The organism is Rhodococcus globerulus (assembly GCF_019334125.1).
Classification (GTDB): Bacteria; Actinomycetota; Actinomycetes; order Mycobacteriales; family Mycobacteriaceae; genus Rhodococcus_F; species Rhodococcus_F globerula.
This window is the reverse complement of sequence record NZ_CP079698.1, coordinates 5,544,273-5,564,170: the sequence shown is the minus strand read 5'-3', so window position 1 is coordinate 5,564,170 and position 19,898 is coordinate 5,544,273. Positions and strand designations below refer to the sequence as shown.

The window sequence follows — 19,898 nt, the reverse complement described above, 5'->3', positions numbered from 1 at the left end:
TCGTGAGTATCGCAGCGGACAACCTGGACAGTTTGCGTCACCACGGGGACGTCGACGCGCAGCCGGGGCTTCTCGATTTTGCCGTCAACGTCCAAGGAGACGGGCCTCCGGAGTGGCTTCGGGAGCGTCTGGCGCGCGAGCTGTCGAGCCTCGGTTCGTATCCTTCTGCGGCCGCGGAACTGCGGGCCAGGGAAACCGTCGCTGCGCGCCATGGCCGACGGCCCGACGAAGTGCTGTTGCTCTCCGGTGGGGCCGAGGGATTTGCGATGCTGCCCCGGCTCGGCTCGACATCGGCTGCGTTGATCCATCCCTCGTTCACGGAACCGGAATTGGCTCTGCGGGAAGCCGGTGTGCCCGTGACGCAGGTGATCCTGGAACCGCCGTATCTGTTGCGTGACGCAGCCGTCCCCGAATCGGCAGATCTGGTGGTTCTGGGTAACCCCACTAATCCGACGTCGGTGTTGCATCCGAAAGTCGATGTGCTTGCACTGCGTCGGCCGGGCCGAATTCTGGTCGTGGACGAGGCCTTCGGCGACGCGGTGCCTGGTGAAATCGAGAGTGTCGCTGATCAGTCTCTGCCGGACGTGCTGGTGCTGCGCAGTCTGACAAAGACATGGGCGCTGGCTGGTTTGCGATGCGGCTACGCGCTCGGAGCACCCGACGTGCTGACGCGGCTCACCGAAGGCCGGGCACATTGGCCACTCGGAAGTTTGCAGATCGAAGCGATCAGGGCCTGTTGTGAACCGTCGGCGGTGGCGCAGTCGCAGGAGAAGGCAACTGCGATCGCCCGTGATCGGGAGTCGTTGTGCCGTGAGCTCCGCGCCCTCAGCTTTTCGGCCAACGGTATTTCGGTCCACGAACCTGCGGTAGGGCCCTTTGTTCTGCTCGAACTTGCCGACGGCGAAGCGATGCGTCTGCATCTGCGCGAGCGCGGCATCGCTGTTCGACGGTGCGATACGTTCCCCGGACTCGGCCCGAATCATCTGCGGTTGGCAGTCCGCCCGCCGCATCAGGTGTCGATCCTGATCGACGCGATGAAGGAGATCTTGTGAGCACAACCCTCGCCGACGTCATAGCTGTACTCGAGGCCGCGTACCCACCGGCATTGGCCGAGTCGTGGGACTCCGTCGGATTGGTGTGCGGGGACCCGGCCGATTCGGTGAGCCGCGTCGTTTTTGCCGTGGATTCCACCGAATCCGTGGTCGACGACGCAATTGCCTCCGGCGCGGACCTGCTGGTTGTGCACCATCCGTTGTTGCTGCGCGGAGTGGACACCGTCGGCGCGCACACGCCGAAGGGTGCCCTGGTACACAAGCTGATCAAAGCGGGGTGTGCCTTGTTCTCGGCGCACACCAACGCCGATTCAGCCGACCCCGGTGTCTCCGACGCTCTGGCGGACGCCTTGGGTCTGACAGTGCTGCGCCCGATCGAGCCGAAGCCTTCACAGCCCCTGGACAAGTGGGTGGTCATGGTGCCGATCGACCGCACCGACGCAGTGCAGGGCGCACTCTTCGAGGCCGGAGCCGGCCGCATCGGCGACTACAGCGAGTGCAGCTGGACGGTCACGGGCACCGGGCAATTCCTTCCCGGCGACAAGGCAACTCCCGCAATCGGAAGCGTCGGCGCGCTCGAGCAGGTCTCGGAAGATCGGATCGAGGTCATCGCGCCGCGCACCAAACGCGCGGCGGTACTCGACGCTCTGCGCACCGCACACCCCTACGAAGAACCGGCCTTCGACGTGTTCGAGCTGGCCACCTTCCCGAGTTCTCGGGGCCTCGGCCGCATCGGTGAGCTTCCGCACGCCGAAACGCTGCGTGAGTTCACGGCGCGAGTCGCAGGAGCACTGCCGTCGACGGAATGGGGCGTTCGCGCGGCCGGCGACCCCGACGCGATGGTGCGTACCGTCGCGGTCTGCGGCGGTTCCGGCGATTCGTATCTAGGTGTGGTGTCCGCGCTGGGCGTCGACGCGTACGTGACGTCCGACCTGCGGCATCATCCGGCGGACGAGCATCTGCGGGCCCGTGGACCGGCGCTCGTCGACGTTGCGCACTGGGCCAGTGAATATCCGTGGTGTGCCCAGGCGAAGTCAGTGGTCGACGCAGCATTCGGGTCCGTTCCCGAGTGGCACAGTCGAGTCAGCACCATCCGCACCGATCCGTGGTGCCTGAGTGCGTCGTAGGTGGCCACCGATCAAGGTACGGTTGCACGAACATTTCAACAGCAGACCCGTCACCGGACATACAGCAGGAGTTACACAGCGTGAACGTCCAACCACAGGTGCAAGCCAAGCTTCTCGACCTCGCCGGCGTGGATGCGGAGCTCACCCGGATCGCACATCGACGCGGTGCGCTTCCCGAGCAGCAGGAAGTGGACCGTCTCGAGGCTGAGCGCATCAGCCGCAAGGACGCGTCCGTCGGCGTCGAAATCCAGATCGACGACATCGATCGCGATATCCGCAAGCTCGAAGGTGAGATCGACGCTGTCCGTCAGCGCGAAGACAAAGACCGCACTCTCTTGCAGAGCGGCAACGTAGCTGCCAAGCAGCTCACCGAACTCGAACACGAACTCGGCAGCCTTGTGCGTAGGCAGGGGCTGCTCGAAGACGAGTTGCTCGAGGTCATGGAACAGCGTGAGGCGCTGCAGGCAGATTACGATCACGCCGGCGCGCAGCTGTCGCAGGCAGAAGAGGAACTGATCGACGCCAAGCGTCGTCGCGACGACGCTATGGCCGATCTGAACAAGGCGCAGGAGCGCTGCGTCGCGGACCGTGAGCGTCTGGTCGGCGAGTTCCCCGCCGATTTCCTGGCAGTCTACGAAAAGCAGCGCACTCTCGGTGGACCGGGCGCGGCCTTGCTTCAGGCTCGCCGCTGCGGTGCCTGCCGGATCGAAATCGACCGCGGCGAGATCTCGCGCATTGCCGGCACGCCGTCCGACGTTGTGGTCCGTTGCCCCGAGTGCGGCGCAATCATGGTGCGTACCAAGGAGTCCGGTCTGTGAGTTTGTCACGAGTCATCGTCGAGGCCGACGGTGGATCGCGGGGAAACCCAGGTCCGGCGGGGTACGGCGCTGTCGTGTTCGACAGCTCTCGCACGGTGCTGGCCGAACGCAAGGAAAGCATCGGCACCGCCACCAACAATGTTGCGGAGTATCGCGGGCTCATTGCGGGATTGACCGCTGCCGGTGAACTCGGCGCCTCCGACGTTGATGTCCGGATGGATTCCAAACTGGTTGTCGAGCAGATGTCCGGTCGCTGGAAGGTCAAGCACCCGGACATGATTCCGCTCCAGCGCAAGGCCGCAGAGGTGGCGGCGCAGTTCGCGAGCGTGACGTACACCTGGATTCCCCGCGCGGAGAATTCGCATGCGGATCGGCTGGCAAACGAGGCGATGGACGCGGCAGCCGGAATGGAAACTGCCGGCCTTGACTCTGCAGGTATCGAGACCGCAAGCGAACCCGTCCCGGTGTCCACACCGAGAACTGCGCCCGCCGAGACCTCGTCCGAACCGCAGATCGCCGGTTCGCCTGGGTGGACGGCCAGCGTGGGCAAGCCGACGCGGATGTTGTTGCTGCGTCACGGTCAGACAGCGATGTCGGTCGATCGCCGTTATTCGGGCCGGGGTAATCCGATCCTCACGGCACTGGGGCGCGCTCAGGCCGCCGGCGCAGCAGCACGTTTCGGCAGTCGCGGTGGCATCGACGCCATTGTCTCGTCTCCGCTCGGCCGCACGCGCGAGACAGCTGAGGAGTCGGCGCGGGTTCTCGGCCTGCCGGTGATCGAGCACAAAGGTCTGATCGAAACCGATTTCGGCGACTGGGACGGGCTCACGTTTCGTGAAGCGGCGCAGCGTGATCCGGAACTGCACACGGCATGGTTGTCCGACACGTCCGTGAAGCCGCCCGGCGGTGAGAGCTTCGACGAGGTTCGCGAGCGTGTTATTGCCGCGCGTGACGATCTGATCGCAACGTACGGCGGGTCGACACTGCTCGTCGTCTCTCATGTGACACCGATCAAGACCCTGGTGCAATTGGCGCTCGACGCTGGTCCGTCGTTGCTGTATCGCCTGCACCTGGATTTGGCGTCGCTGAGCATCGCCGAGTTCTACCCCGACGGTGGAGCATCGGTGCGACTCGTGAACGACACGTCGCACCTGCGCTGACTACAGAACTAACCAGAGCGCGCTGACTGCACCGAGAAGGGTCAGTGGCGTCGTAGCTAGACCGAGCAGTGTGAAGGTTGCCAGCGTGGGCGCAGCGTCCACGCTGGTGGCCACTCGCCGCCACAGCATTGTTGCGAGTGAGCCGACGTAGGTCAGATTAGGGCCGAGGTTCACCCCGATCAGCATGGCCAGTACCAGGCCGGTCGGGGCCGAGGGGCCAAGGGCCGCGATCATCAGCAAGGTGGCCGGCAGGTTGTTCACGAGGTTCGACGCGATCGCCGCGACCGCTGCCACCACGAGCAGCGAGACATAGCCGGTATCCGACGGCAGTATCCGCGCAACAGCGTCCCCGACGGGACCGTGTGCGACGCCTGCCACCACAACGCCGAGCACCAGCACAAATGCGCAGAACCACAGATCGGCCGCGTACACGATGCGCTTCAGGTCGGTTCTGCGGCGACGGAGAGCGATCGCAGACAGCACTGCCGCACCGGCGACGGCCACCCACGCCGGTTCGATGCCGACGAATCCCGAAGCGGCAAAGCCGAACAGCGTTGCGCCGATGATCGACAACGGCAGCACGGGTGCGGGGGAGTGACGGATTTCCGGAACCGGTCCGTCGGTTGTGTCCGCGCGCAGCTCCGATCGGAAGAACCATCGAAAGATCACGTACTCGATCACGATCGTCACGATCCACGGCAGCGCCATCAGGGCGGTGAAGTGCAGGAAGGTCAGTCCGGTTGCCGAAAACGCAATGAGATTGGTCAGATTGGAGACGGGCAGCAGGGTAGACGCCGAATTCGAGAGGTGCGCAGCGGCATACGAGTTCGGCTGTGGGCTGACGTTGATGGATCGGGCGGCAACGATCACGGCCGGGGTGAGCAGCACAACCGTTGCATCGAGGCTCAGTACCGCGGTTGTCAGGGCCGCTGCGCCGAAGACGTACGTGAGTAGGCGGCGCGGATCGCGGCGCGAGCCTTGCCGCAGAACCTGACTCACCCAGTGAAAGACACCGAGAGCGTCGGCGGCATGAGCGAGGATCAGCACCGCAACCAAGAACACGACGGTCGGTGCCATCGCTGTCACTTCATCGCGGGCTTCACCGACAGTGACCGCGCCGGCGAGAACCACGGCAATCGCGGCGGGGCCGGCTACCACGATCTCGGGCAGCCCGCGTGGGCGAACGATCGCGAACACGAGCACAACGCCGACCAGAATGATCGGAAGCAGACTCACTTCAGAAGTTTGTGGAGTGTGTTCAGATTGCGGGTGGTGGTGTACGCCTTGAATTTCGGTTTACCGGTGTTCTTGCCGAAGGTGCTCTTGACGGTCATACCTTTCTCGACCTCCCAGTACAAAACGCCCTCACCCGGTGCTACCTGTTCGACTGCCGGGTCGAGCCCCGCGGCCGATTCGGCGAGCTCTGCGAGCACCGACGGCTCCGACGCGATCATCGCGTATGCGTGCCACCCTTCGCGGCCGGGGTCGAAGGGATATCCGTCGACGATGGCCTGCAGCGCTGCGGTGTCGAGCACGAACACCCAGGCTTCGTACCCGAATTCGCGGTTGAGGGCGGTTTCGATGGTTTTCTTCAGCGCGGGCACATCGGCGCTGGTGCTGTCGAAGAGGACATTGCCTGACGCCAGGACCGTTTTCACACGCTCGAATCCGAGTTCTGTGAAGACGCGCGCAAGGTCCACCATCTTGATGTTGATACCGCCGACATTGATGCCGCGTAGCAGGGCCACGTACCGAGTCATACAGCGACCATAGTTCGGGTCACCGACAGCCACCCGGTAACCTACTGGGGCGGACGAGTTGGCCGGGCGGCCGCGGATCAGGGAACCAGCGCGTAATGCGCACAGGCCCCGAGTCGAGGAAAGTCCGGACTCCACAGAGCAGGGCGGTTGTTAACGGCAACCCGAGGCAACTCGCGGGACAGTGCCACAGAAAACAGACCGCCTGCCTTTCGGGGCAGGTAAGGGTGAAACGGTGCGGTAAGAGCGCACCAGCACCCCGGGTGACCGGGGTGGCTAGGTAAACCCCGCCCGGAGCAAGGTTGAAGGTCGCATCGCGTGCGGTGCGGCTGCGCAAGTGTTCGAGGGCTGCTCGCCCGAGCTTGCGGGTGAACCGCGTGAGGCACCCGGCGACGGTGTGTCCAGATGGATGGTCGCCACTCGTCACTTCGGTGTCGAGGACAGGATCCGGCTTATACGCCAACTCGTTCGCCCTGACTTTTTCAAGGCTTCGCAAGCGCATACAACCCCCGCCGGCATGGCCGACGGGGGTTGTATGTCGTAGTTCGTGTGGCGGTTATCAGATGGGCTTGATGACCAACAGGGTCGCCCAGTAGGTTGCCGCGTCATGGCCCATGAGCGGGAGAAGGTAATCGTAAAGAATTGCGGACATTGCGCGCTCCAATTTCTGTTCGTAGCTTGTCGAGGGCGATCAAGCAGAACTCACCGTTCGATTGTCCGGTTTTCACCTGCCAGGCCAAGTCGAAAGAATAGCAGTCTCACAGCGATCTACAAGCCTGACTCCCACTGAAATGCCACACTGTATTCATGACTGATGAAGATCGACTCTGGTACTTCGATGTGTCCGATGGTTCTGTCTCCCAAGGCAAGGGTCCCTCATCTTTGACGAGAATGGGGCCGTACCCTGATCGGGAGTCGGCAGAGCATGCACTGCAGATCGCCGCGGAACGCAACAAAGCCGCTGATCGGGCCGACGACGACTGGAACAACTGAGTTCGGTCTATGCGCCGAATCGAAGGTGGAGGACGCGTGCCCCTAGGTCGAATAACGGTGCAGGGAATCGACTTCGGGACGATTCGGGCTGAGTTTTCGTTGCCAGACGCGTTCGGCAGTGCGGCGATGGTCGAGGCCGAGAATGCCCGAGATCGCCATGCGGACGGCCGACTGGACGCTACGCACATCGAGTTCGTCACCATCGATCCACCCGGATCGATGGATCTCGATCAGGCAGTGCATCTGGAGAAGTCAGCAGACGGCTTTGTCGTCCACTACGCCATCGCGGACGTTGCCGCGGTGGTGGTTCCGGGCGCCGCGCTCGATATCGAAACCCGGAGGCGGGGCCAAACCTTTTATCTCCCGGACGGTTCCGTACCCCTGCATCCGCGTGTGTTGTCGGAAGATTCGGCCAGCCTCCTGCCGGACGTGGTTCGTCCGGCAGCGCTCTGGCGAATCGAACTCGACGTCAACGCCGAGCCGACGTCGTGGTCCGTAACCCGAGCACTCGTGAAATCCGTGGCGCGTCTGGACTATTCGACGGTTCAGGCCGACGCTGATGCCGGTACCTTGCACCCGTCGATCGCGGCGCTACCGGAATTCGGCCGTCTCCGCGGTGACTCGGCGGTAGCCCGCGGTGCCATCGAGTTGAAGTTGCCGGAGCAGTCCGTGGTGCGGGAAGAGGCCGGACCGGATCAATCCGGTCGGTGGCGAATTGTGTTGGAACCGCGGACGGAAGCCGACGACTGGAATGCCGAAGTGTCTCTGTTGACCGGGATGTGCGCCGGCCGGATGATGATCGACGCAGGTGTCGGATTGTTGCGGACGTTGCCGCCGGCCGAGCAATCGGCAGTGGACACGTTGCGGAGAACTGCGGTTGCGCTGGGTATTACGTGGCCGCCGGGCAAGACGGTGGGGCAGATTCTTGCCGGACTCGACGCGCAGGAGCCGTCCACGATGGCCTTGATGTCGGTAGCGCCGTCTTTGCTGCGCGGCGCCGACTATGCGGCGTTCGACGGCCAATTGCCCGATCTGACAGTGCATGCGGGCATCGGCGCGCCCTACGCTCACGTGACTGCTCCGCTGCGCCGGCTGTCCGATCGATTCAGTACCGAGATATGTCTGGCGATCAGTGCTGGTACGCCCGTACCGGATTGGGTGCGGACCGCGTTGCCTGAATTGCCGCCGATCATGAGCGGATCGGATTCCGTCGCGAACAAGGTGGATCGCGCATGCATCGATCTGACCGAGGTGACGTTGCTCGAGGGCCGCGTCGGCGAGGTATTCGATGCTGTGGTGATGCGATCCAAGGACGGCAAGCGCGCTGCCGAGGTGTTCATACCGTCGGTGACCGTGATCGCCAAGTGCGTCGGCACTCCCGACGACGGTGAGCGGGTGAAGGTGCGACTCACCGCCGTCGACACAGCTAAGCGGACTGTGGAGTTCAGTTTCCCGGCATAGAGCCGAATTACCGGTAGGAGTCTGTTGCCTCGAGCAGGTGATGGGTGATGCCATGTTCCATCGCGGAATGGCCGGCGTCGTCGACGATGACGAGCTTCGACTCCGGCCAGGCATTATGGAGGTCCCAGGCGCTGGTGGCGGGGCAGACGACGTCGTAGCGGCCTTGCACGATTGTTCCGGGAATGCCGTGCAGGGCCGAACTCTTGGTCAGCAGTTGAGCTTCGTCGATGAAGCCGGCATTGACGAAGTAGTGGTTCTCGATCCGCGCGAAAGCCAGGGCGAAGCGTATTTCTGAATTCTCCTCGACCTTCTCCGGTTTCGGGATCAGGAAGCTTGTCGAACCCTCCCATGCGGACCAGGCGACAGCGGCGCGCTCTGCCACATCCGCGTCGTCGGAATGCAGGAGGCGGTGGTAGACCGCAACCAGATCATCGCCGCGCTCGTTCTCGGGTACCGGTTCGAGGAACTTGGCCCAGCGTTCGGGGAACATATGACCCGCTCCGCCGTTGTAGTACCAATCGATTTCGCTTCGGCGCAGGAGGAATATCCCGCGCAGCACGAGTTCGGTGACCCGAGTCGGGAAGGTTTCGGCATAGGCGAGTGCGAGAGTCGAACCCCACGACCCGCCGAACACCATCCACTTCTCGATTCCGAGATGCTCACGCAGGGCTTCGATGTCGTGCAGCAATTTGTCGGTGGTGTTGACCGACAGATCGGCGCCGTCGGCGACGTGCGGCGTCGACCGACCGCATCCGCGCTGGTCGAGAAGGATGATCCGGTATGCGTCGGGATCGAAGAACTGCCGCAGCGACGGGTGTGTCCCACCGCCGGGGCCGCCGTGCAGGAATACGACGGGTTTGCCGTCGGGGTTTCCGCTGATCTCCCAGTACATGCGTTGGCCGTCGCCGACGTCGAGAAAGCCCGACGTGTGTGGCTCGATCGGGGGATAGAGTTCGCGGAGTTCACCGGTTTCGGTCATCAGAAACCGACCATGCCCGAAGCGAGGTCGGGGATCTCCAGCGCGTACAGCGCGCCATCCCGGATTTCCGGGCACGTGGCCGCCATCGCCGTGTCGACGCGATCACGATGCGCAGCAAGGTCGATCAGATTGATGCCGTTCTGGCTCGCCCAGGACCCGACCAAGAGGTTGAGCGCGCCCTTGCCGAGCGTCGGGGTGACTGTTCGCCAATTCTGCAGTTCGGCTTCCATGTCCGAGCACAGCTGCTGCACCTGCGCTTCGGTGAACGTGCCCGCCGCGGCAGCGGTCGTGGTTGCCGCGGCCGATGTGGTCGGTGTTGCCGAGCTGGGCGCGGGAGAGGTTGTGGTCCCTCCCGCGCATCCGCTCAGAACCGTCACGAGAGCAGCCGAACCAACAACGGCAGCTGTGAAATGACGACGGTTACCGATCATGAACGCACCCCTGAATTTCTTTTCGAGAGACAGGCGGCGTTCGCCGGTCTCGGATCAGAAACTGTGCTCGACGGCCGGGAAGGCGCCTGTGCGAACTTCTGATGCATAGGCTGCGGCCGCGGAGCGCAGTTCGTCACCGACGTTACCGAAACGCTTGACGAACTTGGCTGTCTTACCGCTCGTGTAGCCGGCCATGTCCTGCCAGACGAGGACCTGGGCGTCGCATTCGTTGCCCGCCCCGATGCCGACGGTGGGGATGGTCAATTTGCGTGTGACCTGGCCCGCGATGTCAGCCGGAACCATTTCCATGACCACCGAGAAAGCGCCGGCTTCCTGCACGGCAATGGCGTCCGCCACAAGTTGGTCGGCACCGTCGCCGCGGCCTTGGACGCGGAATCCGCCGAGCGAGTTGACGCTCTGCGGGGTGAAGCCGACGTGCGCCATGACGGGAATACCGGCAGCAGTGATAGCGGCAATCTGCTTGGTCATCCGCTCGCCGCCCTCGAGCTTCACGGCGTGGGCGAGGCCCTCTTTCATGAAGCGGGTGGCAGTTGCCAGAGCCTGTTCGGCGGAGGCTTCGTAGGTGCCGAACGGGAGGTCGGCAACAACAAGTGCGTGGGGCGCGCCGCGAACTACACCGCGAACCAGCGGGAGAAGTTCGTCGACGGTGATCGGCACCGTCGTGTCGTAGCCGTACACGACATTGGCGGCGGAATCACCGACGAGGAGAACCGGAATGCCGGCTTCTTCGAAGATTCGGGCCGTCGAGTAGTCGTAGGCCGTGAGCATCGACCAACGTTCGCCGTTCTGCTTCATCTCGGCGAGGTGATGGACGCGGGTCTTGCGCATAGGAGCAGCCGGGGTAGCAGCTGCAGAACCGTACAGAGGAGTCTCGGACATCGTTGTCCCTTTCGTGCCTCGAGGCCTTAGGCGTTGATTGCCGTCGGGTCCCCGGGTGTGGGTGATGACACGATCAGTCTGCCACCGGAAACCGTCGGTGCGAATAGCAAAACCTGGTGCGATGGGTCACATCGGCGAGCGGCCATCCGAAGTAGCGAATGGCTGGTAACCGCTATTTCCTGGCACCATCGACGGTATGTCGAAGTTAGTTCGCCTCTCCGGTGTGTGTGCCGCAAGCGTCGCTGCTCTCCTGTTCGTTGCCGGTTGCACTGTTGCCGACGGCGACAATCCCTCCACCGATTCTTCGGGGTCTGCAACGTCCGCGGCACCCGCTTCGGTCCCGGCAGGGTTGGAGAAGTTCTACGAGCAGACCCTCGACTGGGGTTCGTGCGAACGATTTGCCACGCCAGGTGATTCGCCGCTCAGTAGTTCGGTCGACTGCGCCGCGGTGACGGTTCCCGTCGACTATGCGAATCCGACCGGAGACACGGCGCAGGTTGTCATCTCGCGAGCGGCAGCGACGGGGGATCGAATCGGATCGCTGCTGATCAACCCAGGTGGACCGGGTGCATCGGGGCTGGCGATGGCAACCCAGGGCTCCAGAACACAGCTCGCCGAGCGCTTCGACCGGATCGGGTTCGATCCGCGGGGCGTGGGTGCGTCGACGCCTCAGGTGCGCTGCCTGACGCCGGCGGAGTTCGATGCCGAGCGCGCGGATGTCGATATCGACATGACGCCCGAAGGGATTGCCGACGCGGAGCAGGACAGCAAGGACTATGCCGCCGCGTGCGTGGCGAACACCGGAACCGACTTCCTCGCCCACGTCGGCACGTATGAAGTCGTGCGCGATATGGACGTGATCCGCGGTGCGCTCGGTGATTCCGAGTTGAACTTCCTCGGGTTCTCGTACGGGACGCGAATCGGTTCGACCTACGCCGAAACCTTCCCGCAGAACGTTCGGGCGATGGTGCTCGACGGCGCGTTGGATCCGAATCAGGATGTCGTCGACGAAGTTGTACTGCAAGGAGAGGGCTTCCAGGTCGCGTTCGACGCCTTTGTCGCCGACTGCGCGTCGCAGCGGGACTGCCCGCTCGGAAGTGATCCGGCGCAGGCGCGCGAGCGCTTGCAGGCGTTGCTGGAACCCCTGATCGACAACCCTGCCGACACCACGGATCCGCGCGGACTCAGCTACGGGGACGCGATCACCGGTGTGCAGCAGGCGCTGTATTCACAGCAGTTGTGGACCACGTTGCGGATGGGGCTGTCCGGCCTGGCGGACGGCCGGGGTGATGCGCTGTTGAGTTTGGCCGACCAGTACGAGGGGCGAAACGACGACGGCACGTATTCCAATATCAACGATGCGTTCAATGCCATCCGGTGCGTCGACGACCCGGCTACAACCGATCGGGCAGAAGCCGGTGAGGCCGACACGCGGTATCGCGAGGCCGCACCGTTCCTCGACGACGGCCGGGGCACCGGTCAGGCGCCGCTGGATCTGTGTGCGTTCTGGCCGGTCCCGGCGACGGGCAGTCCGCATGAGCTCGATCCGCAGGCTCTGGCCGATGCCGGCCTCCCGACGCTGGTCGTCGTGTCGACGACGCAGGATCCGGCCACTCCGTATCAGGCCGGCGTGGATCTCGCGAAGCAACTCGGGGCCGCGCTCATCACGTTCGAGGGAACACAGCACACCGTTGTTCTGGACGGCGAACCGTGCGTCGACGACGCGGTTGTCAACTACCTCGTCTACCTGAAGGTCCCGGAGGACGGCCTGACATGTTAGCGCCTGTAGGCCCGCATGCAGGGGCTATGTGAGAGTGACGCATCACTCGGGTAACTCGTGCCGCTGATGTAACACAGATTTAACGTGGCTTGCTTACTCTCGCGTGCATGGATCGCCAAAAAGAATTCGTGCTTCGTACCCTGGAAGAGCGCGACATTCGGTTCGTCCGCTTGTGGTTCACCGACGTTCTCGGTTACCTCAAATCGGTGGCGATCGCCCCCGCGGAACTCGAAGGTGCCTTCGAAGAGGGAATCGGATTCGACGGTTCCGCCATCGAGGGATTCGCCCGAGTGTCCGAAGCGGACACCGTTGCCCGCCCTGATGCGTCGACTTTCCAGATCCTGCCGTGGGCGCACAAGGACGGCGCGCAGCATTCGGCTCGCATGTTCTGCGACATCACCAACCCGGACGGTTCGCCCTCGTGGGCTGACCCAAGGCACGTGCTGCGTCGTCAGCTGAGCAAGGCCAGCGACCTGGGCTTCAGTTGCTACGTGCATCCCGAGATCGAGTTCTTCCTCCTCGAGAACGGTCCGTTGGACGGCACTCCGCCGATCCCGGCCGATTCCGGTGGCTACTTCGATCAGGCCGTGCACGATTCGGCTCCCAACTTCCGTCGTCACGCGATCGACGCTCTCGAGTCCATGGGGATCTCGGTCGAGTTCAGTCATCACGAGGCCGCTCCAGGGCAGCAGGAGATCGATCTCCGCTACGCCGACGCGTTGTCCATGGCCGACAACGTGATGACGTTCCGATACGTCGTCAAAGAGGTTGCGATCGGCGAAGGCGTGCGGGCGAGCTTCATGCCCAAGCCGTTCAGCGATCAGGCCGGTTCTGCGATGCACACGCACATGAGCTTGTTCGAAGGTGACACGAACGCGTTCCACAACCCGGACGATCCGATGCAGCTCTCGGAGACCGGCAAGGCATTCATCGCCGGCATTCTCGAGCACGCCAACGAGATCAGTGCCGTCACGAACCAGTGGGTCAACTCCTACAAGCGCCTGGTCCACGGCGGCGAGGCTCCGACGGCAGCGTCGTGGGGACCGTCCAACCGCTCGGCGCTGATCCGCGTGCCGATGTACACGCCGAACAAGGCGTCGTCGCGTCGTGTCGAGATCCGCAGCCCAGATTCGGCATGCAACCCGTACCTGACGTTTGCGGTGCTGCTCGCGGCCGGTCTGCGCGGCATCGAGAAGGGCTATACCCTGCCTCCCGAGGCCGAGGACGACGTGTGGTCGTTGACCTCCGCCGAGCGTCGCGCCATGGGGTACAAGGAATTGCCGAGCAACCTCGACGGTGCTCTGCGCGAGATGGAGAAGTCGGAGTTGGTTGCCGAGGCTCTCGGCGAGCACGTTTTCGACTTCTTCCTGCGGAACAAGCGGCGTGAATGGGAGGAATACCGCAGCCACGTGACGCCGTTCGAGCTCAAGACCTACCTCGGCCTGTGATGGTCAAGCCGCCGTCCGCACGATCCGTGGTACCCGGGCCGGGCCGGCTCGGGTTGGTCGAGAACACCGCAGCCGACGAGCTTCGCCAACTCGGCTGGGTGGACTCGGAGAGCATCGAACTCCTGTGGTCACTCTCGCGTTCCGCCAACGCCGATCTTGCGTTGCGCACATTGGTGCGCATCAAGGATTCGCTGGGCGACGGATGGAGTGACCTCGACGACGCGCTGCGTAAGGACAAGAGCCTGCGCGGACGGCTGCTCGGGCTGATCGGAGCGTCGGCGGCATTCGGTGATCACATCGTTGCCGATCCGTCCGCGTGGCGCATTCTTGACGGCGCATCGCTGCCTACCAAGGCCGCCGCCACCACGGCGCTGCTCGGGGCCGTCGGCGCAACGTTGGACGAGGGCGCAACCCGAGGCTCGCAGACGTACCGTGCTGCGATGACCGGTCCGGACGCAGTTGTTGCGCTTCGGAAGTCGTACAAGGATCAGCTGATGTTGCTGGCCGCGTGCGATTTGGCGGCCACCGTCGAAAACGAACCCGTGGTTCCTTATCAGACCATCGGGCATCAGCTCTCGGATCTGGCCGACGCGGCACTGACTGCGGCTCTGTCGGTAGCGATCGCCACCGTGTGCCCCGAAGGCACGTGCCCCATCCGCCTTGCGGTTATCGCGATGGGCAAATGTGGTGCGCGCGAACTGAACTACGTGTCCGACGTCGACGTCGTGTTTGTTGCCGAACCGGCCGACGCCACTGCCTCTCGCGTAGCGGGCGAGTTGATGAGGATCGGCACGTCCGCGTTCTTCGAAGTGGACGCTGCACTCCGCCCCGAGGGTAAGCGCGGCGAACTGGTGCGCTCACTCGATTCCCACATCGCGTACTACAAGCGGTGGGCCAAGACGTGGGAGTTCCAGGCTCTTCTGAAGGCCCGTCCGATGACGGGGGACATGGAACTCGGGCGTCAGTACGCCGAGGCTATGAGCCCAATGGTCTGGACGGCGTCCGAACGTGAGGACTTCGTTCCCGAAGTGCAGGCCATGCGCCGACGCGTCGAGGAAATGGTTCCGCCCGAGATGCGAGAGCGCGAGCTCAAACTCGGTCGCGGAAGTTTGCGAGACGTCGAATTTGCCGTCCAGCTCCTGCAATTGGTGCACGGCCGCGCCGATGACACTCTGCACGTGCAGAGCACAGTCGATGCGCTGACAGCGCTGGCCGCCGGTGGCTACGTCGGTCGAGACGACGCCGCGAACCTCACGGCGTCCTATGAATTCCTGCGTCTCCTCGAGCATCGTCTGCAGTTGCAGAAGCTCAAGCGCACCCACACGTTGCCGCCGCCGGACGACGACGAGGCGTTGCGCTGGCTGGCCCGCGCCGCGCACATGCGTCCCGACGGCCGCCTCGACGCGCTCGGGGTGTTGCGCGCCGAGATCAAACGGAACTCCCATCGAATCCGCCGGTTGCACGCCAAGCTGTTCTACCGTCCGCTGCTCGAGTCCGTGGCGCGGATGGACAAGGAATCGTTGGCTCTCGGGCCGGAAGCTGCCGTTCGCCAGTTGGCGGCGTTGGGATACACCGCCCCCGAGAATGCGCTCGGTCACCTCACGGCCTTGACTGCGGGAGCGTCCCGCAAGGGGCGGATCCAGGCGCTGCTCTTGCCGACGCTACTCGAATGTCTTGCCGACACACCGGATCCCGACGCCGGACTGTTGGCGTACCGACGCTTGTCCGACGCACTGGTCGATCAGACCTGGTTCCTTCGGTTGCTTCGCGACGAGGCTGCCGTCGCCGAACGTCTGATGACGGTGCTTGGCTCTTCCGCGTACTTGCCGGATCTGCTGATCAAGGCACCAGACGTCATTCGCCTGTATGCGGATTCGCCGAGTGGCCCGCGTCTGATCGAACCGGTACCCGAGGACGTCTCGCGCGGTATTCTCACCGCCTCAGCGCGGCACAGTGACCCCAATCGCGCTGTCGCAGCGGCACGTTCGTTGCGTCGCCACGAGTTGGCGCGCATCGCGTCGGCCGACATTCTGGGAATGCTCGACGTTCCGGCGGTGTGCAAGGCACTGTCGTCGGTGTGGGCCGCGGTACTCAACGCGTCGCTGTCCGCCGTGATCAAGGCCAGTGTTGCCGAACTGGGAACGCCCGCCCCTGCGGCGTTCTCCGTGATCGGCATGGGCCGACTCGGCGGCGGCGAACTGGGATACGGCTCCGACGCCGACGTTCTGTTCGTGTGCGAGCCCGTCGAGGGCGTCGACGAGACCGTTGCGGTCAAGTGGGCCAACAGCATTGCGGACAAGGTGCGCAAGCTTCTCGGTGCACCGAGCACGGATCCGCCGCTCGAGGTGGATACGGGACTGCGCCCCGAGGGACGCAACGGCCCGATGGTCCGCACCCTCGAATCGTACGACGCCTACTACGCAAAATGGGCGCAGGCGTGGGAGATTCAGGCACTGCTTCGCGCCCACCCGGTAGCCGGTGATCCCGATCTGGGACTGCGGTTCCTGCACATGATCGACAAGACCCGTTATCCAGAGGGCGGCGTCAGCGAAACGGCGGTTCGCGAGATTCGCCGAATCAAGGCTCGCGTCGATTCCGAACGTCTCCCTCGTGGAGCCGACCCCGCGACACACACCAAGCTGGGTCGCGGCGGACTGGCCGATATCGAGTGGACCGTGCAGCTGATCCAGCTGCGTCACGCCGACAAGATCGCGTCATTGCACAACACATCGACGCTGGAAACGCTGGACGCGATCGGTGCAGCCGAGTTGCTCAGTGAATCCGACGTGGAGTTGCTGCGCGATGCGTGGATCACGGCGACCAAGGCCCGCAATTGCCTTGTGCTGGTTCGCGGAAAGCCGACCGATCAACTGCCAGGACCGGGACGCGTCCTGTCCGCCGTGGCGCAGGTTGCGGGATACGGAGATGACTCGGGGGAGTTCCTCGACAACTATCTCCGCATCACGCGACGGGCAAAAGCGGTGGTGGAACGGGTGTTCGGCGGAGAGTAACGCCGACTTCAGTCTTCTCGGACGGATGCCGAGGCTGCAAACTTGCGGACCTCGGCGTCTCCCCACACATGTGCGGGAACTCCGCCGCCCAGGAGTTCACGGGCAAGGGCAGGCGACTGTGCGATCGGAACGTCGCTACCCGCGATGATCATATTTCCGTAGCGCCTGCCCTTGAGCATTGCGGGATCGGCGATGATGGCCAGGTGCTCGAACTGCGCACCGATGGTTGCAGCTTCGGCGCGCGCCCCCTGCAAGTCCGGGGTGTCGCCGCAGTTGACGAGGTAAATCCCGCCCGGCGCAAGGACGCGTCGTACGTGTGTGGTGAACTGCGCCGTGGTCAGTGGAACCGGAGTTGTGCTGCCCGCAAAGACATCTCGGATGATGATGTCCCGCGTCGAATCGGTGAGAGTTTCCGTGACCGCGCGCGCTTCGCCGACGCGGATGCGGAGCAGTGGTGCACGCGGCAGATCGAACCAGTCGCGAACCAATTCGGCTAATGCGCCGTCGATTTCGACAACAACCTGACGGGCGTCGGGGTACGTCGCGCAGATGTACCGAGCCATCGAACAGGCGCCGCCGCCGAGGTGCAGGACGCGCAGACGCTCTTTCGGATCGCGTTCCGAATCGACCAGGTGGGCGATCCAGCGCATGTACTCGAAGTCCAAGGTCTTCGGGTCGGCCAGATCGATGTGTGAGCTGGGAACACCGTTGATCTGCAGAATCCACCCCGTGTCCGAGTACTGATCACGAACAAGTTCACACGTGCCGGTGTCGATAGGGAAGACGCCGGGAACAGGTCCGTCGTCTCGGCGGTCGGGGGTGGTGCTGCGAGTCTTGGTCTTGCGCGTTCCTTTGGCCACTGCACCCACTCTAGGCGCTTGTGTTCTAGTGGCAGGTTCCGAGTTGCGTGCCCTGCTCGGTGCCGTATCGGTGACCGTGACCCGCGGGGACGTCGAGGGAGGCGAGCATGTCGACGCTGGTCTGAAGGAAACTGACCACCGGAATCCACTGCGGCATCGGGGCGTCCTGGACCGCGCGGCTCAGGTCTGGTGGCGTCGTCGCGAGGGCCGGCGACCACCACACCACAGGATCGGAGGTGTTGGCCAGAACGGTTGTCCCGTCCACTCGGGTAGCGCCGGCGGGCGGTCCGGCCCAGAGGACGGCGCACAACTGCGTCGGAAGGGCCTCGGCCAGGGCAGCGCTGCCGCCCACGGCGCCAAGACTCTGGCCGTAGAGATAGAGGTCGGGGCGTTCGGTGGCGGGAAGTTCCGCGATGCGGGTGGCGACCGCGGTCAGCATTGCCTGCGCCGATTCCTCGGCATCGGAGCGTTGGAACAGAAATGCAGCCCAACTCGGTGCAGCGGAGTACTGCTGACCGACGATCGCGACGTCACTGCCGAATCGCTGCTCGATACCGTCGACGGCCCGAGTGTCGATCCACCCCGAACCGGTGGGGACGGCCACAACGACGGCGCTACGAGCAAATCCGCCGACGCGGTCGAGTTCGGCCACCGCGTGGTCGGCCCGCGATCCTGCGTCCGGTCCGGAGTCGAGATCGGCATAGACACGCACCGAATCGGTCCCGGCGGCAAGGAACTTCTGCCCTTCCACTGACTGCGCCGACGCGGTGGCGATGCTGCCGAAGGTCAGCTGAAGTCCGAAGGCGCAGATCGCTGCTATGCCGATGGTGCGGGCAAAACCCAGGCGGTGCAGTACTTTCCGAATGCCGGATGCCACTGTGGTCAGGATCAGTACGGTCAGTGCAGCGATGCAGATGACTTCGATCCAGTGGCGAATTCCGACCGGCGGCGCCCCCATTGCAACGCGGAGTGAGTTCTGCCAGCCGTTGGCAGACGTAGCGAACAGCGCAACAACGGCGGTGGCAACGATCGCAGTTCGGGTGCGCCAGGATCGAGTGTCGAACCGTTCCGATGGTGTCCGCAGCGGCAGTGCGTGCCATGCAGTCGTCAGTGCCCAGGCAACAAAGATTCCCACCGCCATGAGCACACCGCTGAAGAGTCCTTGCAGTACGGCGGTTCTCGGCAACAGGCCGGGTGCCAGAGACACTGCGGCCATCGAGCTCGTGGCTACCGTTGCCGAGATGCGGGGGAGCGGGACCGCTGCGATCCGGGAGAGCACTGACGGTTGGACGGTATCGAGAACGCTCATGCTGCAACGGCTTTCTGCGAGTAGGCGCCGGCCGCGGGAGGTCGCCGTGGCCGAAGGAAGGTGAGTCCAAGTGCGGAGAGGCCGAGCACACCAGCGGCGGCGTATCCGAACCCGGATTCCTGAACCGGCGTCAGGTAGTTCTGACGCCACGAATTCCCGTTCACGGCAGTGGTTGCGATGTCGGCCATGGCAAAGCAGTAGGACCGCGACGCCGGGGATTTCCTCGTGTCACAGGCATCGTGCATTCGCTGGTCGAGTTGGCCGTCGAGCGCTTGCCGTGCCCATGGGCCGAGCTCGTCGCCGTGGAACTGTGCGTAGCGGAGCAGGTCGTAGCCAAGATCGTGGGCCTTGCAGGCGGAGTCGAACTCGTTGGGAAGGGGAACGGGGGACGAGCAGGCACCGTTCGGATTGGCGAGGTGACCGGCGACGATGACGGGTTCGTAGCCTGAGAACGCGGCAAAGTCGCGCGGCACGTTTGGTGCGGCATCAGAGCTGGTGACCGCTGCAACGGCCTGTGCGGCAAGGTGATTCTCCGGCGCTGCCGCTTGCACGTCGCGAGGCGCGGCACTGATGGTGACCGTCGCCGCTGCGACAACACTCAGTGCTGCCCAGGTTGCGCTACGCTGTGTCGCCCAGATAGCGCTGCGCTGGGGCAGCGTCGTTGCTCGTGTGATTCGCATGCAGTTGACGCTATGAACGGCGGGTGCACCTGAGCATCGCTCCGCAGAGTGGTTTGTCTGTGCTTTGGGGTGAGAGGAACCCTGGACCACTGATACTGCGGAGTTAGGGGTTTCTCACTCCGCAGTATGACG

General features: G+C 64.0%; 17 protein-coding genes and 1 other RNA gene. 10 read left to right on the top strand and 8 right to left on the bottom strand.

Annotation, left to right across the window (positions count from 1 at the left end):
* The first annotated feature begins 2 nt into the window (after nucleotides 1-2).
* From cobC to KYT97_RS25380, 4 genes are all read left to right on the top strand, one after another.
* Nucleotides 3-1,052, top strand: coding sequence for an Rv2231c family histidinol phosphate aminotransferase CobC (gene cobC / locus KYT97_RS25395; protein WP_219113129.1), 1,050 nt, complete (start codon nucleotides 3-5; stop codon nucleotides 1,050-1,052).
* A complete protein-coding gene (locus KYT97_RS25390) occupies nucleotides 1,049-2,179 on the top strand; it encodes a Nif3-like dinuclear metal center hexameric protein (protein WP_219110957.1) in 1,131 nt (376 codons plus the stop codon). The genes cobC and KYT97_RS25390 overlap by 4 nt, the downstream gene beginning before the upstream one ends.
* A gap of 80 nt (nucleotides 2,180-2,259) precedes the next feature.
* Nucleotides 2,260-2,997, top strand: a complete 738-nt coding sequence (locus KYT97_RS25385; RefSeq protein ID WP_219110955.1) for a zinc ribbon domain-containing protein — start codon at nucleotides 2,260-2,262, stop codon at nucleotides 2,995-2,997.
* The gene (locus tag KYT97_RS25380; protein ID WP_033233129.1) at nucleotides 2,994-4,157 is read left to right on the top strand and encodes a bifunctional RNase H/acid phosphatase; all 1,164 of its coding nucleotides are present in this window, start codon (nucleotides 2,994-2,996) and stop codon (nucleotides 4,155-4,157) included. Before KYT97_RS25385 ends, KYT97_RS25380 begins: the two co-directional genes overlap by 4 nt.
* Here the strand turns inward: KYT97_RS25380 and KYT97_RS25375 are convergent, their stop codons facing one another.
* Both KYT97_RS25375 and KYT97_RS25370 read right to left on the bottom strand, forming a co-directional pair.
* Complete coding sequence (locus tag KYT97_RS25375) at nucleotides 4,158-5,393, bottom strand: SLC13 family permease (protein WP_219110953.1); 1,236 nt, start codon at nucleotides 5,391-5,393, stop codon at nucleotides 4,158-4,160.
* Nucleotides 5,390-5,917: a DUF1697 domain-containing protein gene (locus KYT97_RS25370; RefSeq protein WP_033233132.1), complete on the bottom strand. Its 528-nt coding sequence runs from the start codon at nucleotides 5,915-5,917 to the stop codon at nucleotides 5,390-5,392. Before KYT97_RS25370 ends, KYT97_RS25375 begins: the two co-directional genes overlap by 4 nt.
* A gap of 54 nt (nucleotides 5,918-5,971) precedes the next feature.
* On the opposite strand from KYT97_RS25370, the gene rnpB reads away from it, so the two are divergent.
* The 3 genes from rnpB (at nucleotide 5,972) to KYT97_RS25355 (ending at nucleotide 8,368) form a co-directional block, all read left to right on the top strand.
* An RNA gene (gene rnpB / locus KYT97_RS25365) (RNase P RNA component class A) lies at nucleotides 5,972-6,385 on the top strand.
* A 336-nt stretch (nucleotides 6,386-6,721) separates the two neighbouring features.
* Entirely contained in the window at nucleotides 6,722-6,907 is a 186-nt protein-coding gene (locus tag KYT97_RS25360) for a hypothetical protein (protein WP_033233133.1), read from the top strand.
* A 9-nt stretch (nucleotides 6,908-6,916) separates the two neighbouring features.
* Nucleotides 6,917-8,368, top strand: a complete 1,452-nt coding sequence (locus KYT97_RS25355) for an RNB domain-containing ribonuclease (RefSeq protein ID WP_219110951.1) — start codon at nucleotides 6,917-6,919, stop codon at nucleotides 8,366-8,368.
* A 7-nt stretch (nucleotides 8,369-8,375) separates the two neighbouring features.
* On the opposite strand, the gene pip is transcribed toward KYT97_RS25355, so the two are convergent.
* The 3 genes from pip to panB are packed head-to-tail and all read right to left on the bottom strand — an operon-like array spanning nucleotide 8,376 to nucleotide 10,678.
* Nucleotides 8,376-9,347: a prolyl aminopeptidase gene (gene pip, locus KYT97_RS25350; protein WP_219110949.1), complete on the bottom strand. Its 972-nt coding sequence runs from the start codon at nucleotides 9,345-9,347 to the stop codon at nucleotides 8,376-8,378.
* Nucleotides 9,347-9,778: a lipoprotein gene (locus KYT97_RS25345; RefSeq protein WP_033233135.1), complete on the bottom strand. Its 432-nt coding sequence runs from the start codon at nucleotides 9,776-9,778 to the stop codon at nucleotides 9,347-9,349. The genes pip and KYT97_RS25345 overlap by 1 nt, the downstream gene beginning before the upstream one ends.
* 54 nt (nucleotides 9,779-9,832) lie before the next feature.
* A complete protein-coding gene (gene panB / locus KYT97_RS25340; RefSeq protein ID WP_033233144.1) occupies nucleotides 9,833-10,678 on the bottom strand; it encodes a 3-methyl-2-oxobutanoate hydroxymethyltransferase in 846 nt (281 codons plus the stop codon).
* Nucleotides 10,679-10,874: 196 nt separating this feature from the next.
* Between panB and KYT97_RS25335 the strand changes: the two genes are divergently transcribed.
* From KYT97_RS25335 to KYT97_RS25325, 3 genes are all read left to right on the top strand, one after another.
* Nucleotides 10,875-12,458, top strand: coding sequence for an alpha/beta hydrolase (locus KYT97_RS25335; protein ID WP_219110947.1), 1,584 nt, complete (start codon nucleotides 10,875-10,877; stop codon nucleotides 12,456-12,458).
* Between the two features lie 107 nt (nucleotides 12,459-12,565).
* The gene (locus tag KYT97_RS25330) at nucleotides 12,566-13,906 is read left to right on the top strand and encodes a glutamine synthetase family protein (RefSeq protein ID WP_033233146.1); all 1,341 of its coding nucleotides are present in this window, start codon (nucleotides 12,566-12,568) and stop codon (nucleotides 13,904-13,906) included.
* Complete coding sequence (locus tag KYT97_RS25325) at nucleotides 13,906-16,917, top strand: bifunctional [glutamine synthetase] adenylyltransferase/[glutamine synthetase]-adenylyl-L-tyrosine phosphorylase (RefSeq protein ID WP_095885950.1); 3,012 nt, start codon at nucleotides 13,906-13,908, stop codon at nucleotides 16,915-16,917. The genes KYT97_RS25330 and KYT97_RS25325 overlap by 1 nt, the downstream gene beginning before the upstream one ends.
* A gap of 8 nt (nucleotides 16,918-16,925) precedes the next feature.
* Here the strand turns inward: KYT97_RS25325 and KYT97_RS25320 are convergent, their stop codons facing one another.
* From KYT97_RS25320 to KYT97_RS25310, 3 genes are read right to left on the bottom strand one after another with little or no spacing between them, the layout of a single operon-like run.
* Nucleotides 16,926-17,777, bottom strand: a complete 852-nt coding sequence (locus tag KYT97_RS25320) for a spermidine synthase (RefSeq protein WP_033233197.1) — start codon at nucleotides 17,775-17,777, stop codon at nucleotides 16,926-16,928.
* 25 nt (nucleotides 17,778-17,802) lie between these two features.
* Nucleotides 17,803-19,086, bottom strand: a complete 1,284-nt coding sequence (locus tag KYT97_RS25315; protein ID WP_172936665.1) for an alpha/beta-hydrolase family protein — start codon at nucleotides 19,084-19,086, stop codon at nucleotides 17,803-17,805.
* Nucleotides 19,083-19,766, bottom strand: coding sequence for a hypothetical protein (locus KYT97_RS25310; protein ID WP_245005922.1), 684 nt, complete (start codon nucleotides 19,764-19,766; stop codon nucleotides 19,083-19,085). The genes KYT97_RS25315 and KYT97_RS25310 overlap by 4 nt, the downstream gene beginning before the upstream one ends.
* Nucleotides 19,767-19,898: the final 132 nt, after the last annotated feature.